Genomic DNA, 20,339 nt, shown 5'->3' with positions numbered 1-20,339 from the left:
CCCCATTCAACAGGTTCTACCCCCATGGCTCAATATGTTTATAGCATGCATCGGGTTGGCAAAGTCGTCCCCCCGAAGCGTCAGATTCTGAAAGATATTTCCTTGTCCTTCTTCCCCGGCGCCAAAATCGGCGTATTGGGCCTCAACGGTGCAGGTAAATCCACCCTGCTGCGCATCATGGCAGGCGTGGACACCGAGATCGAAGGCGAAGCCCGCCCAATGCCGGGTATCAAGGTAGGTTATCTGCCACAGGAACCACAACTTGATGCTGATAAGACCGTACGTGACATCGTCGAAGAGGCGGTAGGCGAGGTCAAGGCAGCGCAGGCGCGTCTGGATGAAGTCTATGCCGCCTATGCCGAACCCGATGCCGATTTCGATGCGCTGGCGGCTGAACAAGGCAAACTGGAAGCGATCCTGCAGGCCGCCGACGGTCACAACCTCGAGCGCCAGCTGGAAGTCGCTGCCGACGCCCTGCGTCTACCGCCGTGGGATGCCACCATCGGCCATCTGTCCGGCGGTGAGAAACGCCGCGTTGCGCTCTGCCGTCTGCTGCTCTCAGCGCCTGACATGCTGCTCCTCGACGAACCAACCAACCACCTGGACGCCGATTCAGTTGCGTGGCTGGAGCAGTTCCTGCACAACTTTCCGGGCACTGTGGTTGCTATTACGCACGACCGCTACTTCCTGGATAACGTGGCTGGCTGGATTCTCGAACTGGACCGTGGCCAAGGCATTCCCTTTGAAGGCAACTACTCACAGTGGCTGGAATCCAAGGCTGCGCGTTTAAATACTGAAGCCAAGCAGGAAGCCTCGCACGCCAAGGCGATGAAAGCCGAGCTGGAATGGGTACGCCAGGGCGCCAAGGGCCGCCAGTCCAAATCCAAGGCACGCTTGCAGCGCTTTGAAGAACTGCAGTCGCAAGAATTCCAGAAACGCAGCGAAACCAACGAAATCTATATCCCGGCTGGCCCGCGTTTGGGTGACAAGGTTATTGACTTCAATGGCGTCAACAAGGGCTATGGCGAACGCGTACTGATCGATAACCTGTCGTTCAGCGTACCCAAAGGCGCTATCGTGGGTGTTATCGGTGGTAACGGCGCGGGCAAATCAACCCTGTTTCGGATGATCACCGGTAAAGAGCAGCCGGACGGAGGCAGCATTGATATCGGCGAAACAGTAGAGATCGCCAGCGTCGATCAGAGTCGCGATGATCTCGACGGTAACAAAACCGTATGGGAGCAGGTTTCAGACGGCTTCGACATGATCAAAGTGGGCAACTACGAGGTTCCCTCACGCGGGTACGTGGGGCGCTTCAACTTCAAGGGATCTGATCAGCAAAAGTTCGTCAAGGACCTTTCCGGTGGTGAGCGTGGCCGTCTGCATCTGGCGCTGACGCTCAAGCGCGGTGCCAACGTACTGCTGCTCGACGAACCTTCAAACGATCTGGACGTGGAAACCCTGCGTGCGTTGGAAGAAGCGCTGCTCGACTTCCCTGGCTCAGCCATTGTGATTTCGCACGATCGCTGGTTCCTTGACCGTATCGCGACCCACATCCTCGCCTATGAAGATGATTCGCAGGTCGTCTTCTTCGACGGTAACTACACCGAGTATGAAGCCGATCGCAAAAAGCGCCTGGGCGATGCGGCCTCGCAACCACACCGAGTCCGTTACAAGAAGCTGGCCTGAGCCGACTCCCGGTTTATGCCGGCTACTAGCGCAGCACAGATGACGCACCGATAAGGTGCGTCATTGCGTTAAAAAAACACAAATAGAAACAAAAAAATAATAAAATCAGCAAAATAGCACTATCCTGCCAAAACATTACCCCGATGATGAAATGCACTATTTTAGAGCGCAGATCATCCTGATAAAGTGTCACGGTTTCGTCAAACTCTTACAGATAAGTGACCCCGACCATGACCGACACGCTCTCTTCCTACCTTGCCAGCATTCGAAAAAAAGATCCGGATCAACCTGAGTTCCAACAGGCAGCGGAAGAAGTTCTGACCAGTCTTTGGCCGTTTCTGCAAGACAATCCAGCGTACCTCAGTCAGGGCATTCTGGAACGCCTGCTCGAACCGGAACGCTCCATTACCTTTCGTGTACCCTGGACCGATGATCAGGGCAAGGTGCATGTCAATCGTGGCTATCGAGTACAGATGAATAGCGCCATCGGCCCCTACAAGGGCGGCTTGCGCTTTCACCCTTCAGTAAACCTGGGTGTACTCAAGTTTCTGGCCTTCGAGCAGGTATTCAAAAATGCCCTGACTACCTTACCCATGGGCGGTGGTAAGGGCGGCTCCGATTTCGACCCAAAAGGTAAAAGCGATAGCGAGGTCATGCGCTTTTGTCAGTCATTCATGACGGAACTATCACGCCACATCGGAGCTAATCTGGATATACCAGCAGGCGATATCGGTGTTGGTGCGCGGGAAGTCGGCTATATGTACGGCCAATACAAGCGTATGCGTAATGAATTCACCTCGGTGCTCACCGGCAAAGGCCAAACCTATGGCGGTAGCCTAATGCGCCCCGAAGCCACCGGTTTTGGCTGTGTTTACTTTGCCGAACAGATGCTTAAATCCCGCGATAAAAGCCTTGATGGGCTGCGCGTCGTCATCTCAGGTGCCGGCAATGTCGCTCAGTACGCGGCACTCAAGGTTATTCAGCTTGGCGGTTTGGTCCTCTCCTTGTCCGACTCAGGCGGCACCTTACACTTCGCCGATGGTCTTGACGAAGCGACGTGGAAAAAGGTCGTGAAGCTCAAGAACCAGGAGCGCGGCCGACTGGAAGCGCTTGATGGCCAGCCCGGCGTGCAGTTCATTGCCAACAGCACACCATGGCACCTGTCCTGTGACCTTGCTTTACCCTGCGCAACGCAGAATGAACTGGACGAAGACGATGCGCGCAAGCTGATCGACAATGGCTGCATAGCCGTCGCCGAGGGAGCTAACATGCCCTGCACTCTGGCTGCCGCTGACCTATTTCTCGAACACAAAACCCTCTATGCGCCAGGCAAAGCGGCCAACGCTGGCGGTGTCGCAGTAAGCGGGCTGGAAATGAGTCAAAATGCCATGCGCCTGTCGTGGACCGAAGAGGAAGTTGACCAGAAGCTTCACGAGATCATGGAGTCCATCCATAATGCCTGCAGTCACTACGGAAAGGATGAGGAAGGCTTCATCAATTACGTCAAAGGCGCCAATATTGCCGGCTTCGTCAAGGTGGCGGATGCCATGCTTGCACAGGGCATCGTCTGAGTCGTGCAAAAGCGACTATAGTAACTGTATCAATGCATCGCCCGGTGAGGCTCTCCATGAGTGACGAACGACGTCGTTTTACGCGTATCCCCTTTGATGCGCAGACACTACTGCAACAGGATGACTGGCAAAGTCAGGTTCAGTTGATAGACATTTCGCTGCATGGTCTGCTGGTGATGGCCCCTGATGACTGGTCTGCTTCTATACAGGATGCGCCCTACATCAGTGTAATTGAGCTCAATGACGGCAGCCAGATACGCATGGAGGCTGCCCTGGCACACGCCGAAGAAGGCATGCTGGGATTTACCTGCACGCACATTGATCTGGACTCAATTAGCCACCTGCGTCGCTTGATTGCGTTGAACACAGGGGATGAACAGCTACTGGAACGTGAGCTGAAAGCGCTGATCTGACCCTGCGCTTTACAGCAGCTTCAAGCGACAAGCCTCAAGCTGGCAGTGCACAACAGAGGTGATGAACTAAGTTACTGCCTCTGCGCTCCTGCGGCTTGCGGCTTGCGGCTTGCGGCTTGAAGCTAACGCCGCCAGAGCGGCGTTTAGTCGAAAATCGCTGACAAAGCCTGATCAAGGCGCGTTACCGCGATAACCTCCATGCCTTTGGGCGATTCCTTGGGCGCGTTAGCCTTGGGCACAATGGCACGGGTGAAGCCATGCTTGGCCGCTTCCTTCAAGCGCTCCTGACCACTGGGCACCGGGCGTATCTCGCCAGATAACCCCAGCTCACCAAAGACCATCAAATCCATCGGCAAAGGTCGATTGCGCAAGCTGGACATCACCGCTGCCAGCAGCGCTAGATCCGATGCGGTCTCCAACACCTTGACGCCCCCCACCACGTTGACAAACACATCCTGATCGTAGGTAGCCACCCCGCCGTGGCGATGCAGCACGGCCAACAACATGGCCAAACGGTTCTGGTCCAACCCCAGGGTGACCCGCCGAGGATTCCCCAGATGACTGGTATCAACCAACGCCTGAACTTCCACCAGCATAGGTCTGGAGCCTTCCCAGGTAGCCATGACGACACTACCGGGAATGGGCGCGTCGTAACGCGAGAGGAAAATCGCCGAGGGGTTCGCTACTTCTTTTAACCCTTTGTCGGTCATGGCAAAAACACCCAACTCATTTACCGCGCCAAAGCGGTTCTTCACCGCCCTCAGCATGCGATAACGCCCGTCCGACTCACCTTCAAAATACAGCACGGTATCCACCATGTGCTCCAGCACTCGCGGACCGGCTAGCGAGCCTTCCTTGGTAACGTGGCCTACCAGAAAGATCGCGGTACCACTCTGCTTGGCATAACGAACCAAGAGCGCAGCACTCTCACGCACCTGAGCCACGCCGCCAGGCGCAGACTGCAGCTGCTCGGTAAAAATGGTCTGAATCGAATCTACCACCATCACCCGCGGCTGCTCTTTGCGGGCAGTCGCAATAATGCTTTCGATACAGGTTTCAGTCATCACCTTGAGCTTGTCTTCGGGCAAGCCCAGACGCCGTGCTCGCATCGCGACCTGCTGCTGAGATTCCTCGCCGGTTACGTAAAGCGCCGGCACAGACTGCGCGAGCCGACAGAGCGTTTGCAGCAGAATCGTCGACTTACCAATACCAGGATCACCGCCCATCAGCACTACCGAACCGCTAACCAGCCCGCCACCCAGCACCCGATCCAGCTCTGAGGAACCGCTCAACTGACGTGGCACCTCTTCGGTGCTGACGTCGGCGAGAGTTTTGACCTGCGCCTCCTGGCCCGTCCAGTTACTGCTGCGCGCTGGGGTGCCGCCGGTTGGCGTGGTATCCACCACGGTTTCTACCAGCGTATTCCAAGCCTGACACTCCGGACACTGTCCAGCCCACTTGGAAAAAGTCGCACCACATTCGGTACAACCGTATATGCGTTTGGCTTTAGCCATGCATCCTCCGCAAGAAATGCGTTAGTGTCGGCCTATACTGCAACCAGCCTGAACACAAAGCCGCTATTGTTGACGCGCTGGCAACCAACACACAACCCTTGCCTTGAGCGCCTTAGCCAAATCTGCGCACGGCATCTACAAAGGCCTGTATATGAGTAAGCACAAAAGTCTGAAAAAACAGCGTGAGGCGCTCTGCGAAGATTTGCTTGAAGCGCAATTTGAACTGCAGAAAGCCAACCTTGGGCCGGTACTACTGTTGGTCAGTGGCAATGACCTGGCGGGCAAGGCAGAGCTGATTTATACCTTTTACGAATGGCTGGATAACCGTTATCTGAACACCCGAGCCTTCACTCTACCGCAGGGTATTGAGCGCAAGATGCCGCGACTCTGGCGCTATTGGCGCAGCCTCCCTCCGGCAGGAACCCTGGGCTTTTATCTTGGCTCCTGGTATCACCAGCCGCTGATTCAACTGAGCCGAGGGCGCATGTCAGACACTCGATTCAAGAGTGAAATGGAACAGGTAACGCGCTTCGAGAATCAGTTGGCGGCTGAAGGCGTCACCCTACTCAAGCTATGGCTGCACCTGGATGACGATCATGCACAGCATTACCCACCCAGGGAGCAGCAAAAACAGTACGACAGCCTGGCGATGCGCGAATGGGGCGAATTCAGCACCACGGAGTACACCAAGGTGCGTGAAGCGGCCAAGCGCATGAGTGAGTTAACCTCAACGCCTATTGCACCTTGGATTCAGGTCGACAGCAGCGATGCAGAAGCACGTGACTTGTATGTCGGCAAGCTATTGCTCAAGGCAATAAAACAGAAACTGCAGGGCAAGGACGCGGTGCCGGAGGAGCATGACTGGCAACCCAGCAAGAGCGACCGGCTAGAACAGCTCGACTACGACCACGAGCTGAAAAAAGATGTCTACAAACGCGAGCTTGAGCACTATCAGCATCGCCTGCGTGACCTTGCCCGTCATCCAGCCTTCCAAAAAAGCAGCCTGCTGCTGGTATTCGAGGGCGCCGATGCCGCGGGCAAGGGCGGCACCATCAGGCGCATCACCCATTGCCTCGATCCGCGCATGCTTCGGGTTCATGGCACGCGAGCGCCCACAGAAGAAGAGCGCAGTCAGCCCTATTTGCTGCGCTTCTGGCGACGTATTCCGGCACCCGGCAAAGTCGTCGTCCTTGACCGTAGTTACTATGGACGTGTGCTGGTCGAGCGTATCGAAGGGTTCTGCTCTGACCTTCGCTGGCAACAAGCCTATGGGGAAATCAACGATTTTGAGGCGCAGCTGCATAAAGCAGGGACCTTGATAATCAAGTTCTGGCTGGCTATCACGCCAGAAGAGCAATTGTCGCGCTTCGAGGACCGTGAGAAATCACCAACCAAAAGGTACAAGCTGACCGACGAAGACTGGCGCAACCGCGACAAGTGGTCTGACTACGTCAACGCCATGAACGATATGGTGGAGAACACCGCTACGCCGCAAGCGCCCTGGCACGTAATACCCTCAACCGATAAACGCTATGCCCGTATTCAGGCACTGCGCATCGTTTGCGATACGCTGCAAAAACGATTGAAACAATCCTGAAGCCTACGCATTATCTAGGCTCACGCGCCAATCCGGCGCTCGCGAGGATGTGCCTATGAGCATGTTGAAAGAATTCAAGACCTTCGCCCTGCGCGGCAACGTAGTTGATATGGCAGTTGGCATCATCATTGGCGCCGCGTTTGGCAAAGTAGTCTCCTCATTCGTAACCAATGTGGTCATGCCACCGCTGGGGCTGATGATTGGCGGCGTCGACTTCGCCGACCTGGCAATCGTTCTAAAAGAAGCCCAAGGTGAGCTGCCAGCGGTGACGTTAGGCTACGGATTGTTCATTCAGAGCGTCGTTGATTTTCTGATCATCGCCGCAGCCATCTTCGTCGCAGTGCGGGTAATGAATAGTCTCAAACGCAAGGAGGAAGCTACGCCCCCCGCGCCTCAAGCGCAGTCCAGAGAAGAAATCCTGCTTGGCGAAATACGCGACCTGCTTAAACAGCAAAACACCTGACCGCTGCGGGGGCGCTCGCACCGCCCCCCGATGCAGCTGCGCTATACTGCCCATCCAGATCACAACCGGGCCGCGCATGCACGCTTTCGACTCCCCCTACGGCGCTTTGTCGCTAACGCGTTATCCACCGACGCAGAACCCCACACTGCAGGCATTTGACGCAGCCGATCATTACTTGCTGCGCCAATTACAAGCACAGCCGGAACCAGGACCGCTGCTGATCATCAACGATCAGTTTGGCGCCCTCGCCTGCGCGCTAGCGGCTCATCAGCCTTGCAGCTGGGGAGACTCCCACCTGAGTGAACTGGCCCTGACCGAAAACCTGCGCATAAACCAGTTAGCTAGCGGGCAGATTGAAATGGTACCCGGCGACCAATCTCCGCCGGGGCAATATCAGCAGGTACTCTTGCGCGTACCCAAAAGCCTTACCCTGCTGGAAGACCAGTTACGCCGCTTGCGCCCTCGTTTACTGCCCGGCGCGGTGGTGATGGCCGGCGCCATGATCAAGCACCTGCCGCCAAGGGCCGGTGATCTGCTGGCTAGATATATCGGGCCCTACCAGGCCTCATTGGGCTGGAAGAAAGCCCGCTTGCTGAGCGCCAGTTTCGATCCACAGCTGATACCACCAACTCAGCCGCTGGTCAGCCACTACGCTCTCGATGGCACCGACATCAGCCTGTGCAACCAGCCCGGCGTCTTCTCACGTGAGCGGCTGGATATAGGCACCCGCGTTATGCTGCCGCTCATTGCCGAGCAGACGGCTACCGCTACTAACATCGCGGATCTGGGCTGCGGTAATGGTGCGCTTGGGATAATGGCAGCGCTGCACAACGCGCAGGCACAGCTGCTGTTCTGTGACGAATCCTACGCGGCCGTTGCCAGCGCCAAGCAGAACTTCACCAATGCGCTCCCCGGCCGAACAGCAGAGTTCAGGGTCAATGACGGACTAATCGGGATAACGCCCGACTCTCTGGACGTTGTGCTATGCAACCCGCCCTTTCATCAGCAACAGGTTATTGGCGATGATATTGCCCTCAGGCTTTTCCAGCAAAGCCGCAGCGCGTTGAAGCCCGGCGGCCGATTGTTGGTGGTGGGCAATCGCCACCTGGGATATCACGTCAAACTGAAGCAGTACTTCAGCCAGGTGACTCAGCTGGCGGCGTCTGACAAGTTCGTGGTGCTACTGGCCACCTGATCAGTCCGGCAGGGCGGCTTCGCCTTTGCCGGTTTTTGCCAGCTTATCCAAAATCCCCATAGCAAAGGCCGACACGACAAAGGTCATGTGGATAATCACGTACCACATGAGTTTGTCGTTGGGGATATTCTGCGCGTTCATGAACACTTTGAGCAGATGAATAGAGGAAATGGCGACAATGGACGCAGCCACTTTCATCTTCAGCGACCCGGAATCCATCTTGCCCAACCAGTTGAGCTTTTCCCGTCCCTCTTCAATATCCAATTGAGAGACAAAATTCTCATAGCCGGAAATCATCACCATAACCAACAGCCCGCCAACCAAAGCCATATCAACCAGCGATAACACCACCAGAATCAGATCAGCCTCGGCGATCTCCAGCAGGTGCGGCGCTAGATGCAGCAGCTCCTGGAAAAACTTTACCGCCAGCGCCAGCAGCGCAAAGGACAGACCAAAGTAGATCGGAGCCAGAATCCAGCGCGCTGAATACATCGTGTTTTCCAGTAAACGCTCCATCACTGCTATCACCTCGAATCAGAAAGGACCTAATAAAGGGCGCCATGATACTAGGATCTGTGTTCATTTCCTCGCAATCCGCACAGCAACGCGTATTTTCCGCTAACCATTCGGTGCGCGAACGCCGAACCTGTAGCGGCGCAACGCAGTTGTGCACAGTATCTGTGGATAACTCTGTGTGCAAAAGACAGATAACTCTGTCCTGCCCTGCAAACACGAGCGCTGGACCAAGCCGCTCAAAAAACACCCAATTGCAGAACTGCACTCGCGCCAACCAATGCATCGCTAGAGACCTAGTGCCACGGAGCTTGTAGAAAGCTGACCAGCAGGCAGAATTCATACTTGCAGAACAAGGTCAAGCCCCATTTTTTATATACGACTCGACAATGTCGAACAATGCACATCAAAGCTCTGTGGATAACTCTGTGGGCAAGCTATGCAAAGAACGGCTTAAACGCCGCTACATAAGGGGTCAGCCCTTAGTAGCGACGGGCGCCTCTTCCTCTTCAACCTCTTCCTCTCGATCGCGCTCGGCGATCTCGGCCAAACGAGCAACGACCCGCGCGTTAATGCTCCCTTCCGCAAAGCAGCCATCCGCATTCATTTCACCAGCAGGCTCACCCGCCAGCAGAGAGAGCGCCTCATCCACATGGGCGACGGCGTAAATGGCAAACTGACCAGAGCGCACTGCTTCCAGCACGGCCTCATCCAGCATCAGGTTAGGTACGTTCGAACGGGGGATAATCGCGCCCTGCTTACCGGTCAGGCCACGCGCTTCGCACAAGCGGAAGAAACCTTCAATCTTTTCGTTTACGCCGCCCACCGCCTGTACTTCACCAAACTGGTTAATCGAACCGGTAATGGCGTAGCACTGCTGTAAGGGCGTACGCGACATGGCAGAGATCAGCGTACAGACCTCACCCAGAGAGGCGCTGTCACCATCCACATATCCGTAGGACTGCTCCAGCGCAATACTCGCTGAAATTTCCAGCGGATGATTCTGTGCGTAACGGCTGCCAAGATAACCGGTTAAAATCATCACACCCTTGGAGTGAATAGGCTGTCCCAGATTCACCTCACGTTCGATATCGACAATGCCGCTGCCGCCGGGATAAACCGTGGCGCTGATACGCGCTGGCACGCCAAACACTGAATCCCCCACTTCAAGCACAGTAAGTCCGTTGCATTTGCCCACCGCCGCGCCTTGGGTATCAATCAGAATCACACCTGAGACCATATCTTCACGAATACGCGCGCTAACACGACCGGTGCGGGTCTCCTTGGCATGCAGCGCACGCTCGATATGCGCTGTATCACTCAGTGGATCACCCGCCAACTGGCGCAAAAAATCGGCTTCGGCAACCAGTTGAAAGATATCGCTGATGCGTGCCGACAGGCGAGTCTGGTGCTCGGCCAGGCGTGCGCTGTACGTCAGCACTCGGGCTACCGCTGCGGCAGTGAGGGGCGCCATTCCTTCCTCAGAGGTGCGGGTCTTGAGTAGCTGTGCCATGCCCTCGATGCTGTCTGTGGTACGCGGCAGATCTTCGTCAAAGTCGACCAGTACCCGAAACATCTCCTGAAAGTCCGGATCCATATCCTGCAATGCGTAATAAATCTGCCGCGAGCCAATGATCAGGACCTTCAAATTAAGCGGAATCACCTGAGGGGTCAGCGTCACCGTGGCCAGCCTGCTCATATCAGCCCAGGGCGACTCCATTTTCAGCACGCGCGAATGCAGAGCACGCTTCAAGGCATCCCAGACAAAGGGCTCACTCAACAGCTTTTCTGCTTCCAGCACCAGATAACCGCCATTGGCCCGATGCAGTGCTCCCGAGCGAATATGCCGGTAACTGGTTACCAGGCCACCTTGTTCCGGGCTGTACTCAACTCGCCCAAACAGGTTGTCATAGGATGGGTGAGGTTCATGCACAACCGGTGCACCACCGCTGCCGTCATGCCCAACAATGAGGCTGGGGCAATACTGTTCGGTCAGCATCTGCTTTTTGTAAGCATCCGGCTTGGCCTCAAGCACCCGCTCCTCTACGAGTTGGTCGATGACGGTTTTCAACAGGTTCTGACGCAGCGCCTGCAAATACTCACAGACCGCCTGGTTACCACAGTAGGTCTCCAGTAGCGGCTCAAGCAGAGGATGCAGCGCATCGGTAATAGTCTGATCGTTGAGTTCGCGCAGCTGATTGCTCGACTCACGCTTCCATTGCGGCAGGCTGGATAGCTCCTCATTGAGCACCTCTTCCAAGGCCGAGATATCAGCATGAAAACGGTCGCGCTCGGCCTCCGGCAGCTGCGAGAAGTCAGCCTCGTCCAGTGCCTTGCCCTCTTTCATCGGGGTGAAGGCAATATTCTGCGCGTCGCGATAAATAGCGATGCTCTTTTCCAGCGCGCGCCGCTCTACCGAATCAATGGCGCGGTCGTAGCGTTGATTGAAGGCGCGATCGATAGCGCTTTTCTTCTGCTGATAAGCCGGGTGCTCGAATACTGCCGGAAAGGTTGCCAGCAAGTTATCAATGAGCTGCTCGATCGTTGCGATCAGCTCACCAGCCGAGCCGGGGGCCAGACTGATCACCCAAGGCTCACGCGGCTCGTCGAAGTTGTTGACGTAAACACAGTCCTGCGGCGTGATTTGGCGTTTGGCTTCGGCACGCAGATAGCGCTGTACGTAGGAGAACCGACCGGTACCCGGCTCGCCCATGACAAAGACGTTATACCCGGGGCGATGCATGGCAACCCCAAACTGCAGGGCCTCCACCGCACGCTCCTGACCAAGAATGCCGCGAAACGGCTCAAGATCATCCGTCGTGGTGAATCCCATATTGGCAAGATCAATGGGCACAGTGAGTTGTTCGGGTTTCAGGCGCAATGTCTGTTGCAGCTCAGAAGAATCAGTGGTCATCCAGCATCCTTGGCAAACAGGGGGACTATAGAAAGAGCAATACGGCATTGTTGCCCTGCCAGCCAGCGGTGACAAGTAGCAGCGCGAGCGACTTGACGCAGGGCCTGCTCGCAGGGCTTAAATAGAGTATTTACTCAAACAACAAAAACAGGACGTTCTGCATGACGCTCAGCCTACAGCAATACCTTGATAGCGACGCTACCGAGCTAGCCCTGATAGTGCAACGGGGGGAAGCCTCTGCTAGCGAGCTGCTCGATCAAGCCATAGATCGCTACCATCAGCTTAACCCTCAGCTCAATGCAGTCTGTCAGCCGATGTTCGAGATTGCACGCCAACGTGTTACCCAGCCCCTGGCGGGACCGCTAGCTGGCGTCCCGATCCTGATCAAGGATGCCGTACAAGACTACGCTGGCCTGCCGACCAGCAGCGGTAGCAAGGTATTTAACCGCGTGCCGGCAACTCAGCATGCGCATCTGGTACGCCGCCTGCTGGACGCTGGCGCCGTCATCATGGGCAAAACCAATACCCCGGAGCTGGCGCTCAAGGGGGTAACCGACCCCGAAGCTTTCGGTATTACGCGCAACCCCTGGAACCTGGCGCACACACCGGGCGGGTCCAGCGGTGGCTCGGCGGCCGCGGTTGCTGCCGGTATGGTGCCACTGGCAGGCGCCAATGATGGTGGCGGGTCCATCCGTATTCCCGCCGCCTGTTGTGGGCTGTTTGGCCTGCGACCCGGCCGTGGTCGTGTATCGCCCGGTCCTGCTGTGGCAGAGGTATGGGAAGGCGCGTCCAGCGATCTGGTGTTGTGCCGTACAGTGCGCGACGCCGCGCTATCGCTGGATGTGATGGCCGGCGCCAATCCCGGCGACCCCTTTGCGGTCGCGCCCCCGACGCAGTCTTTCCGCGAGCTGAGCGCACGCCAGCCGGGCAAACTGCGCATTGGCTTCAGCACCCGCTCACCGGTCGATACGCCGGTACACCCGGAGGCCGTGAGGGCGGTACAGAATGCCGTCAACCTGCTGCAATCACTTGGACATGAGGTAGAAGAGGCGGCACCTGATTACGACGGCCAGTCTTTAGCCCGCAGCTATCTGAGCATGTACTTCGGTCAGGTAGCCGCGACGTTGAACCAGGCCCGGGAGCTGGGCGCAAGCGATCATGACTTCGAGCTGCTGACACGCACTCTGGCGGCGCTAGGCCGCGCGCAGAACAGCGCCGAGTATGTCAGCCGCCATCGTGACTGGAACCGCTTTGGTCAGGCCCTGGGCGACTTTCACCAACGCTACGACCTGTTTTTAACGCCAACCATTGCTCACCCCCCCATCCGTCACGAACAGGCCGAGCTACCAGCCGGTCAAGCCAAGGCGTTGAGCTTTTTACTTAACACGGGGTTACTGCCACTGCTGGCCCGCTGGGGCGTGCTCGACAACATGGTTGACGACATGGCAAGCAAAAACCTGAGTTACTTCCCCTTTACTCAGTTATCGAATCTGACCGGCACACCGGCAATGAGTGTGCCACTGCACTGGACAAATGACGGCCTGCCGCTGGGAGTGCAGTTCTGTGCTGCGCATGGTGGCGAGGGCCTATTGCTGCAACTGGCAAGCCAGCTTGAGCAGGCGCAGCCATGGAAAGACCGCTGGCCCGCCATGGCATTGGCGCAATAACCCAGCCGCTATTTGGCGTGCAACAACGGGCCGCTTAGCCGCGGCCCGTTAACTCAATACTTTGACCAGCTCGCGAACCAGCGGCTTCATGAAGAAGCTACTTTCCGGCATCAGATCGACCTGCACGCCATACGCCAACAGCTCATCGCGTACCACCGGGCCAACAGCTGCCACCTTCAACCTGCGCAGTGCCGCCAATAGTTGGGCATCGCCCTGCTCGCGGCGGCGGGCAATCTGAAACAAACGCCTTACCTGGGTAGCACTGGTGAAGGCGACCGCATCCACCTCAGCGGCAAGCAGTGCATCAATCAGCTGATCAACCCGGGCGTCTTCCACATCATCGGCATAAATGTAAGGCGATACCGTGCTGACCAGCGCACCCGCCTGCTGCAAGAACACAACGAGCTTCAGGTTTGGGTCGGTGCCGTAAAGCTGCACACCAATACGCTGACCTACCAGGTTTTCTGCCTTTAGCGTCTCAATCACGCCCTCGGTGGTCGGCGAGACGGCCACGCGGTCAGCCTTCAAGCCGATCTTGCGCAGGGCTGCGCCGGGCTTGGGACCACGGGTCAGTTTCGGTATGGGCGCCAGCGCCGTAACAAAGTCATCGCGTAGGCTGCCGCCTTGGCGCTCAGCCAGCGCAACCATACGCCGCAAGCCCTCACCGGTGAGGAAAATCAGTTGATCAAAGGGCTGCGCTATCAGCTCCTGCATCCAGGCCAGCACGGGAGCGGAGTCCGGTGCATCATGGATAGAAACCAGCGGGCAGCGCAGGACATCAGAGCCGCGCTTGGTCAGCATATCGGCAAACAGATCCAGCTCCCGGCTTTCCGGCAAGGCGATGCGCCGGCCGCGCAAGGGTAAGTCTTCTGTACTCATGGCTAATGCCTGTCTCGGTCAAAACGAATCAGCCATTGTGCGCAGCTGCCCGGCACTTGGAAAGCCCGGTCAGCTGCAACGCGTTACTTTTCCCAGCCGCGACTATGCAGAATGTTGTCGAGGGTACGACTAACCGCCGTACAGTTGCGCACCATCTCGACCTTTTCCCAGGTAGAGCGCTCGCCCTCGTGAATCAAGCGGTGCATGGCCTCACGGGTGGGCGGGGCCAACAATCTCAGCGGATGGTCCCAGCGATTACGCAAGAAGATATTGATGTCGGCGGTGTAATCCTGCGCCAGCACACCATAGGTCAAGTGCTGCATCAAACTGATTACCGGTGACTTGATGCGAATATTGTCGCGACTGAAACGCATGGCTTCGGCCGCCCCCATTTTGATGAAGTTAGCCTGGAAGTTCACCAAAGAGCGCAACCGCGTACGGGGCACATCCGGATCGGGCGTGATCGCCAGCGCAGCGGGGTTGGTCATACTGGAAATAAAGTGATTCACTCCGTACAGGCGCGCCAAGCGCTTGGCGGGTAAATCATCGGCGAATGAACCATCGATCCATTTCATACCCGGCAGGTAAGGCACCGCTTCCCCCGCCGCATTGCGACACATCAGAGTAACCGGCGGATAAATGCCGTAAATAGCGCAAGACGCCTTCACCGCAGAGCGAATCAATACGTTAGGCGAGGTAATCGCATTCAGCAGGCGCGGAGCCTGCTGGGTCGAGAGCCCGGTTACCGTAATATTGAGTTTGCGCCCGGTGAGCTCAAAGGCTTCCTGAAAAGTCAGATCCGGCAGAATCTTGGCCAGGTAGTCGCGCAAATTGTCGGCATCCATCGCCGGACGTCGGTTACCCAACAGTGACAGCGTTGGGCGAATGGCTGTTGTTTCTTCCACGTCGTGGTGCAGGTTATCTGTACTCAGGCGCTCGCGCAGCTCATCATCGTGGTGCGTGCAGGCGGTCGCAGCGAGAATGGAACCCGCACTGGAGCCCGATATAATCTCCGGTAGCAGCCCTTGCTCAAACAACGCTTTGAGCACCCCGGTATGAAAAAAACCGAGTACCGCGCCACCGCTCAACATCAAGGCAGAGCGACCGTTGCAGTGACTCGCGCGCAAGAAGAAGTCCTGCTTGTCCTGCAGTGAGATAACCTCATCAGAGACTTCATTGAGGTCATTCAGCGCACCGCACAACTCATCGATATAGCGTGTAATCAGGGTCTTGGTACCCAAGCGCGCCTTGTTATACAGCGACGGCTTACCCATGCCGCCCAGATTGCCATGCACGCCTTCATTCAAGGCAAACAATAATTGCGGAAAGTCGCCGCGAAAACGCAGATCCCTGAGCACATCAAGGCGCTGGCGTAGCGAGCGATAGTCGTAACTTTCACAGGCATCGTCCTGCTTCCATTCATCCAGACCGTGCTCATGATCATACTCACCCGCCAGTTCGGCCCATTGGTCATAGGTCTCAGCCTTCTCCATGGCTTCAAGCAAGGATTTACTGCGCGCGCGCTGAAACAATTTCAAGCCCATATCCGTACCTCTGGCGCCACCGCGGCGCCGGTTGCCTGTATCGAAAACTTAGCGTGAATGCGTCGCCGAGCGTGCCGGCTCCACGTCGGAATGCTCTGTCTTAGCCTGTGCCGCCGCCATTTTTTCGCCTTTACGCTTGCGCGCAGTAGAGGCCGTTTTGCTCTCAGACGCAGCCGCATCGGCCTTAAAGTTGGCGTTTTCCTCGTCCGCTTTCTGCGCCGGCTCCTGGGCTATCGACGCCAGCTTGCCTGAGTCTGCCCCCTGCGCCTCCAGCTGTTGCAACAGCGCCTGATACTCTTGGGTGGAAGCCTCCATGCAGGCGATGTAGGTATCCATATCACCGACAATTTTTCGATCTGCCACTACGCCCAGATTAAGCTCGTCGTAAATACCCGTCATACCGTGACTGATCCCCATGCCGTCGCACACCGGCACCAACGGGAATACGTTGACGATCTTGGCGCCAGCAAAGTAGCGCGGCTGCAAGCCGGGGATACCCGGCACGTTGGTAATCACCGTATTGACGAGAGTAAAACGACTGGCCGAGCGCAACCGATTTTGCGTCCATGCGCTGAAAGCGCGCATATAGGGAGGAATCATGTCGCCAAAGGCATTGCTCAGATCACAGAGCACTTCCTTGGCGAGAGGCACACCTTTGGCCGTCCTGCGTTGCACTGCGTGCAGGCGATCGGCGGCGTTGGCTATGTCGGTACCAATACCGATATACATGGCCGAGATAAGATTGCCGCAATCAGCACTGGCCTCACTTGGCCGCACCGACACCGGACACATGGAGACCAGGGAGCCTGTTTCTGGCAACGCGTTGTGGTGATTCAGGTAGCGGCGCATACCCCCACCAATAATCGCGATCACCACATCATTCAAGGTACTGCCCGGGCACAATTGACGCATACGCTTGAGCTCTGAAATACGCCAGGTGAAAGCACCATAAGAACGGTGGGGGGATATCTGGGTATTGAAGATGCTCTTAGGGACTCGCGTCTGTTCCGGCTTATCCTCATTACGCAAGCGCCGCGCCAACTCTATCCCCTTGCGCCCAACGGTTAACCCGGCTTTCATGCTACGCAATGTCTGCCCCATCATCCGCGGGGTGGTGCGCGCCCACATTTCCAGTTTGGTTGGCAGGCGCTCCGCTACCTCAACGCGGTCGCGGCGACCGTACTCATGCTCGGCTGTTTCTTCCATCATGGCGGTCGTCAGCTCCAGGCTGGCCTTGCCGTCAACATAGGCATGATGAAAGCGAATCAGCACGGCGAAACTGTTGGGCGGAATACCTTCTACATTGTTGACGCCCTCAATGATGTAGATCTCCCAGGGTGCGCGCTCCATATCGACGCTGCGGGACATAGTACGCGCAGTAAAGATACACAGCTGACGCCAGTCTCCCGGTTGCGGTAGGCCCACGTGGCGAACGTGATACTCCAGATCGAAATTCTCATCATCCAGCCAGTAAGGATCATCCAGCTGGAAAGGTGCCTGTTCCAGCCGGCGACGGAAGAACGAGGTGGTATTCAGTCGGTCAGAAATGTACTGCAGGATTTCCTTATGTCGAACCAGCCCACCTGGCGCACTGCTCTGATCACACAGCCAGAGACTGCCAATCATCATGGGTTGATTGGGCGCCTCAAAGTAAAAGAAGTGAGAGTCCATAGGGGTGAGCTGTTTCATTTTCGCAATCCTCGTACCGGATAAGGTGTATTCGATTCATCGTCAAGCGTCGCCGTAATTCGCACGGCAGGCATTGATTCAAGTCAAGCAGTTAAGCCAGAAATGTAAAACGCACCAAAAAACAGCCATAAACAGAAACGATGCTATTTGAGGCTAAATATAATAATGCAATTTTGTGACCAATAGGTCACAGCGCTTACAGCGCGCCCCGTAGCCCTCAAAAAAAGCGCCTCAAAACCTCTTTCCAGAGCCTTTTAAAATAATAAAAAAAAGATACATTTTTTATTTATGATCTAGCGCAACTGGCAGCAAGCACCAAAAAAGAGCAGAAGATCGCTAATCCAGCGTGATCTCGCCTCTCCTTATCCCACCTCATTTCTCCGATGATTTGATGCAGACCACGCAGCTATTACCCGGCAAGCTAGGCTTACCCACTTGCCACACAACACATTCAGAACCCGGACAACTCTCAAGGAGAGCTCAGCATGCTTAACTCTGCAGGCGATTGCTTTGTCGTAAACCAGAACGATCTGCATGATTGCCAACAGCTGCATCAGCCGTTATTGAAAGAAGCGGATCTAAACGAGGGTGAGGTCCTGCTAGCGGTCGATCGCGTTGCCTTTACGGCCAACAACATTACCTACGCGGCGCTGGGCAAACGCTTCCAATACTGGGACTTCTTCCCGGTAGCGGAGCCTTGGGGGCAGATTCCGGTATGGGGCTTTGCTGACGTGATTGCCAGCAAGCACCCGAGCATCACTAAAGGCACCCGGGTTTACGGCTATCTACCGATGGCGCCACAGCTGAAGGTGCAGCCCGGTGACCTGACCGACAACGCCTTTACCGACAAAAGTATCCACCGGACTCATCTGGCGCTGGCCTACAACCAGTATCAGTTCACTGCTCGCGATCCAGCGTATCGCAAGGAGACGGAAGCGCTGCAGATGCTGCTGCGACCACTGCTGATTACCTCCTTTCTGCTCGATGATTACCTGGCTGAAAATGACTTTTTTGCTGCAGACCAGATCATCCTCACCAGCGCGTCCAGCAAAACCGCGCTCGGCCTGGCCTTCATGCTCCAGCATCAACGGGCTAAACGCGGCAAGCCCCTGACCATTACCGCGCTGACGTCAAACAGCAACCTGGAATTTGTCCGTAACCTGGGCTACTACGACAAAGTAGTGAGCTATGATCAGATCGGCGATCTGGATGCCAGCCAGCCCAGTGTGTCGGTCGACTTTGCCGGCAACGGCACAGTTTTGGCGCAGGTGCATAAGCACTTTGCCGATAACCTGCGCTTTAGCTCATTGGTCGGCGCAGCACACTGGGATCAGCGCGGCGCAGAAAAGGATTTGCCAGGACCCGCGCCACAGGTATTTTTTGCGCCAGGCTACTGGGAAGCCAGAGCCAAGGAACTGGGTGCGGCCGCATTGATGACCCGCTTCGCGAGCTTATGGCAGCCCTTGGTTGGCTCAGTGAGCAAGTGGATGGACATCAGCGAGCTGGCAGGCGAGCAAGCGATCAAACAAGGCTACCTGAACACCCTGGATGGCAAGGTCAGCCCGCAGCAGGGCGTCATCATGCGCATGTGATAACGCCAACGCGCTCAACCCGGCTTTACAGCGCAGCAGCAAACTGAGTTAATTCTGCACTCAATCTGTAACAGCCGGGGCAAGCGATGTGTGAACTGCTGGGTATGAGCGCAAACGTACCAACTGATATCTGCTTCAGCTTTGCCGGGCTGATGCGTCGCGGCGGCGGCAGTGGACCGCACCGCGACGGCTGGGGCGTCGCCTTTTACGAAGGTAAAGGTGTGCGCTGTTTTCACGATCCGAACCCATGCCACGACTCCGCCATCGCCAAACTGGTCGAGTCCTATCCGATAAAGTCGGAAAACGTCATCTGCCATATTCGCCAAGCCAACGTCGGCGGCGTCAGCCTGGCCAACACCCATCCGTTTACCCGCGAACTCTGGGGACAATACTGGGCCTTCGTCCACAACGGCCAATTGACCGACTTTACCCCCAAGACCGGACAGTTCAGCGCCGTGGGCGATACCGACAGCGAAGCCCTCTTCTGCCACCTGCTCAACACTCTGACCACGCGCTTCAGCGAACCACCGTCAACTACCGAGCTGATAGAAATTCTTAGCCAGGCCTGCCAGCCCCTGCTTGACAACGGAGTATGCAACATCATGCTCAGCAACGGCGACTGGCTCTACACCCTATGCACCAGCAAACTCCACTGGATCACCCGCCGCGCGCCCTTCGGCGCTGCACATCTAAGTGATGTAGAGGTGAGTATCGATTTTACCGAGCACACTACTCCGGCAGACGTGGTGACTGTCATTGCGACTGAGCCGCTGACGAATAATGAACGGTGGCATGAATATGAGCGAGGGGAATGGCGATTGTGGCGGGAGGGGGAGATGATTATTCGGGGGAGTTTACAACACAGGGTCTAAGATCGATCTAATACCAACCAGTGGTGTTCGCCAACTTACTTTTCGCGTAAACAGCTCAGTTAGGTAGCTGCTTTCTACGTAACTTCGGGCCTCACGGCATTGTAGTGGTCTACTAAACCCGGACACCAACGTAGGTGGTAAAATTGCCACCATAAGCGAGGTGTCACATGACCAAGAAACGGCGCACTTTTTCTCCCGAGTTCAAGCAGGAGGCAGCCAGCCTAGTG

The 20,339-nt window shown here is 56.4% G+C and carries 15 protein-coding genes; 9 read left to right on the top strand and 6 right to left on the bottom strand.

What is annotated here, in order from left to right; all coding sequences use genetic code 11:
* Positions 1–24: 24 nt before the first annotated feature.
* The 3 genes from ettA (at position 25) to EF096_RS00065 (ending at position 3,673) form a co-directional block, all read left to right on the top strand.
* Entirely contained in the window at positions 25–1,689 is a 1,665-nt protein-coding gene (gene ettA, locus EF096_RS00075; RefSeq protein ID WP_123887551.1) for an energy-dependent translational throttle protein EttA, read from the top strand.
* 230 nt (positions 1,690–1,919) lie between these two features.
* Positions 1,920–3,260, top strand: a complete 1,341-nt coding sequence (gdhA, locus tag EF096_RS00070) for an NADP-specific glutamate dehydrogenase (protein WP_123887549.1) — start codon at positions 1,920–1,922, stop codon at positions 3,258–3,260.
* A gap of 56 nt (positions 3,261–3,316) precedes the next feature.
* The gene (locus EF096_RS00065; protein WP_123887547.1) at positions 3,317–3,673 is read left to right on the top strand and encodes a PilZ domain-containing protein; all 357 of its coding nucleotides are present in this window, start codon (positions 3,317–3,319) and stop codon (positions 3,671–3,673) included.
* A gap of 143 nt (positions 3,674–3,816) precedes the next feature.
* On the opposite strand, the gene radA is transcribed toward EF096_RS00065, so the two are convergent.
* Positions 3,817–5,187: a DNA repair protein RadA gene (radA, locus tag EF096_RS00060; protein ID WP_123887545.1), complete on the bottom strand. Its 1,371-nt coding sequence runs from the start codon at positions 5,185–5,187 to the stop codon at positions 3,817–3,819.
* Between the two features lie 151 nt (positions 5,188–5,338).
* Between radA and pap the strand changes: the two genes are divergently transcribed.
* The 3 genes from pap to EF096_RS00045 all read left to right on the top strand — a co-directional run bounded on the left by pap (position 5,339) and on the right by EF096_RS00045 (position 8,442).
* Positions 5,339–6,784, top strand: coding sequence for a polyphosphate:AMP phosphotransferase (gene pap / locus EF096_RS00055; RefSeq protein ID WP_123887542.1), 1,446 nt, complete (start codon positions 5,339–5,341; stop codon positions 6,782–6,784).
* A 55-nt stretch (positions 6,785–6,839) separates the two neighbouring features.
* Positions 6,840–7,247, top strand: a complete 408-nt coding sequence (mscL, locus tag EF096_RS00050) for a large-conductance mechanosensitive channel protein MscL (RefSeq protein WP_123887540.1) — start codon at positions 6,840–6,842, stop codon at positions 7,245–7,247.
* Between the two features lie 76 nt (positions 7,248–7,323).
* Positions 7,324–8,442, top strand: coding sequence for a methyltransferase (locus tag EF096_RS00045; protein WP_123887538.1), 1,119 nt, complete (start codon positions 7,324–7,326; stop codon positions 8,440–8,442).
* Here the strand turns inward: EF096_RS00045 and EF096_RS00040 are convergent, their stop codons facing one another.
* On the bottom strand, positions 8,443–8,958 hold the full coding sequence (locus tag EF096_RS00040; RefSeq protein WP_123887536.1) for a TIGR00645 family protein: 516 nt from the start codon (positions 8,956–8,958) through the stop codon (positions 8,443–8,445).
* 472 nt (positions 8,959–9,430) lie between these two features.
* Positions 9,431–11,869: a Lon protease family protein gene (locus tag EF096_RS00035; protein WP_123887533.1), complete on the bottom strand. Its 2,439-nt coding sequence runs from the start codon at positions 11,867–11,869 to the stop codon at positions 9,431–9,433.
* Between the two features lie 161 nt (positions 11,870–12,030).
* Here EF096_RS00035 and EF096_RS00030 point away from each other — a divergent pair, with 161 nt between their 5' ends.
* Positions 12,031–13,536, top strand: a complete 1,506-nt coding sequence (locus EF096_RS00030; RefSeq protein ID WP_123887531.1) for an amidase — start codon at positions 12,031–12,033, stop codon at positions 13,534–13,536.
* Between the two features lie 48 nt (positions 13,537–13,584).
* Here EF096_RS00030 and EF096_RS00025 read toward each other — a convergent pair whose 3' ends face one another.
* The 3 genes from EF096_RS00025 to EF096_RS00015 form a co-directional block, all read right to left on the bottom strand.
* Positions 13,585–14,415 carry a uroporphyrinogen-III synthase gene (locus tag EF096_RS00025; protein WP_123887529.1) on the bottom strand — a complete coding sequence of 277 codons (831 nt, stop codon included), beginning with the start codon at positions 14,413–14,415 and terminating at the stop codon, positions 13,585–13,587.
* Between the two features lie 83 nt (positions 14,416–14,498).
* Positions 14,499–15,959, bottom strand: a complete 1,461-nt coding sequence (locus EF096_RS00020; RefSeq protein WP_123887527.1) for a DUF3336 domain-containing protein — start codon at positions 15,957–15,959, stop codon at positions 14,499–14,501.
* A 48-nt stretch (positions 15,960–16,007) separates the two neighbouring features.
* Positions 16,008–17,648, bottom strand: coding sequence for a wax ester/triacylglycerol synthase family O-acyltransferase (locus EF096_RS00015; RefSeq protein WP_123887525.1), 1,641 nt, complete (start codon positions 17,646–17,648; stop codon positions 16,008–16,010).
* Between the two features lie 485 nt (positions 17,649–18,133).
* On the opposite strand from EF096_RS00015, the gene EF096_RS00010 reads away from it, so the two are divergent.
* Both EF096_RS00010 and EF096_RS00005 read left to right on the top strand, forming a co-directional pair.
* The gene (locus EF096_RS00010) at positions 18,134–19,240 is read left to right on the top strand and encodes a DUF2855 family protein (protein ID WP_123887523.1); all 1,107 of its coding nucleotides are present in this window, start codon (positions 18,134–18,136) and stop codon (positions 19,238–19,240) included.
* 86 nt (positions 19,241–19,326) lie between these two features.
* Positions 19,327–20,112: a class II glutamine amidotransferase gene (locus EF096_RS00005; protein WP_123887521.1), complete on the top strand. Its 786-nt coding sequence runs from the start codon at positions 19,327–19,329 to the stop codon at positions 20,110–20,112.
* The last annotated feature ends 227 nt before the right edge of the window (positions 20,113–20,339 follow it).

The organism is Pseudomonas neustonica (assembly GCF_003797945.1).
Lineage (GTDB): Bacteria > Pseudomonadota > Gammaproteobacteria > Pseudomonadales > Pseudomonadaceae > Halopseudomonas > Halopseudomonas neustonica.
Note: the sequence above shows the minus strand (reverse complement) of the source record. Positions and strands in the feature narration are given on the sequence as shown.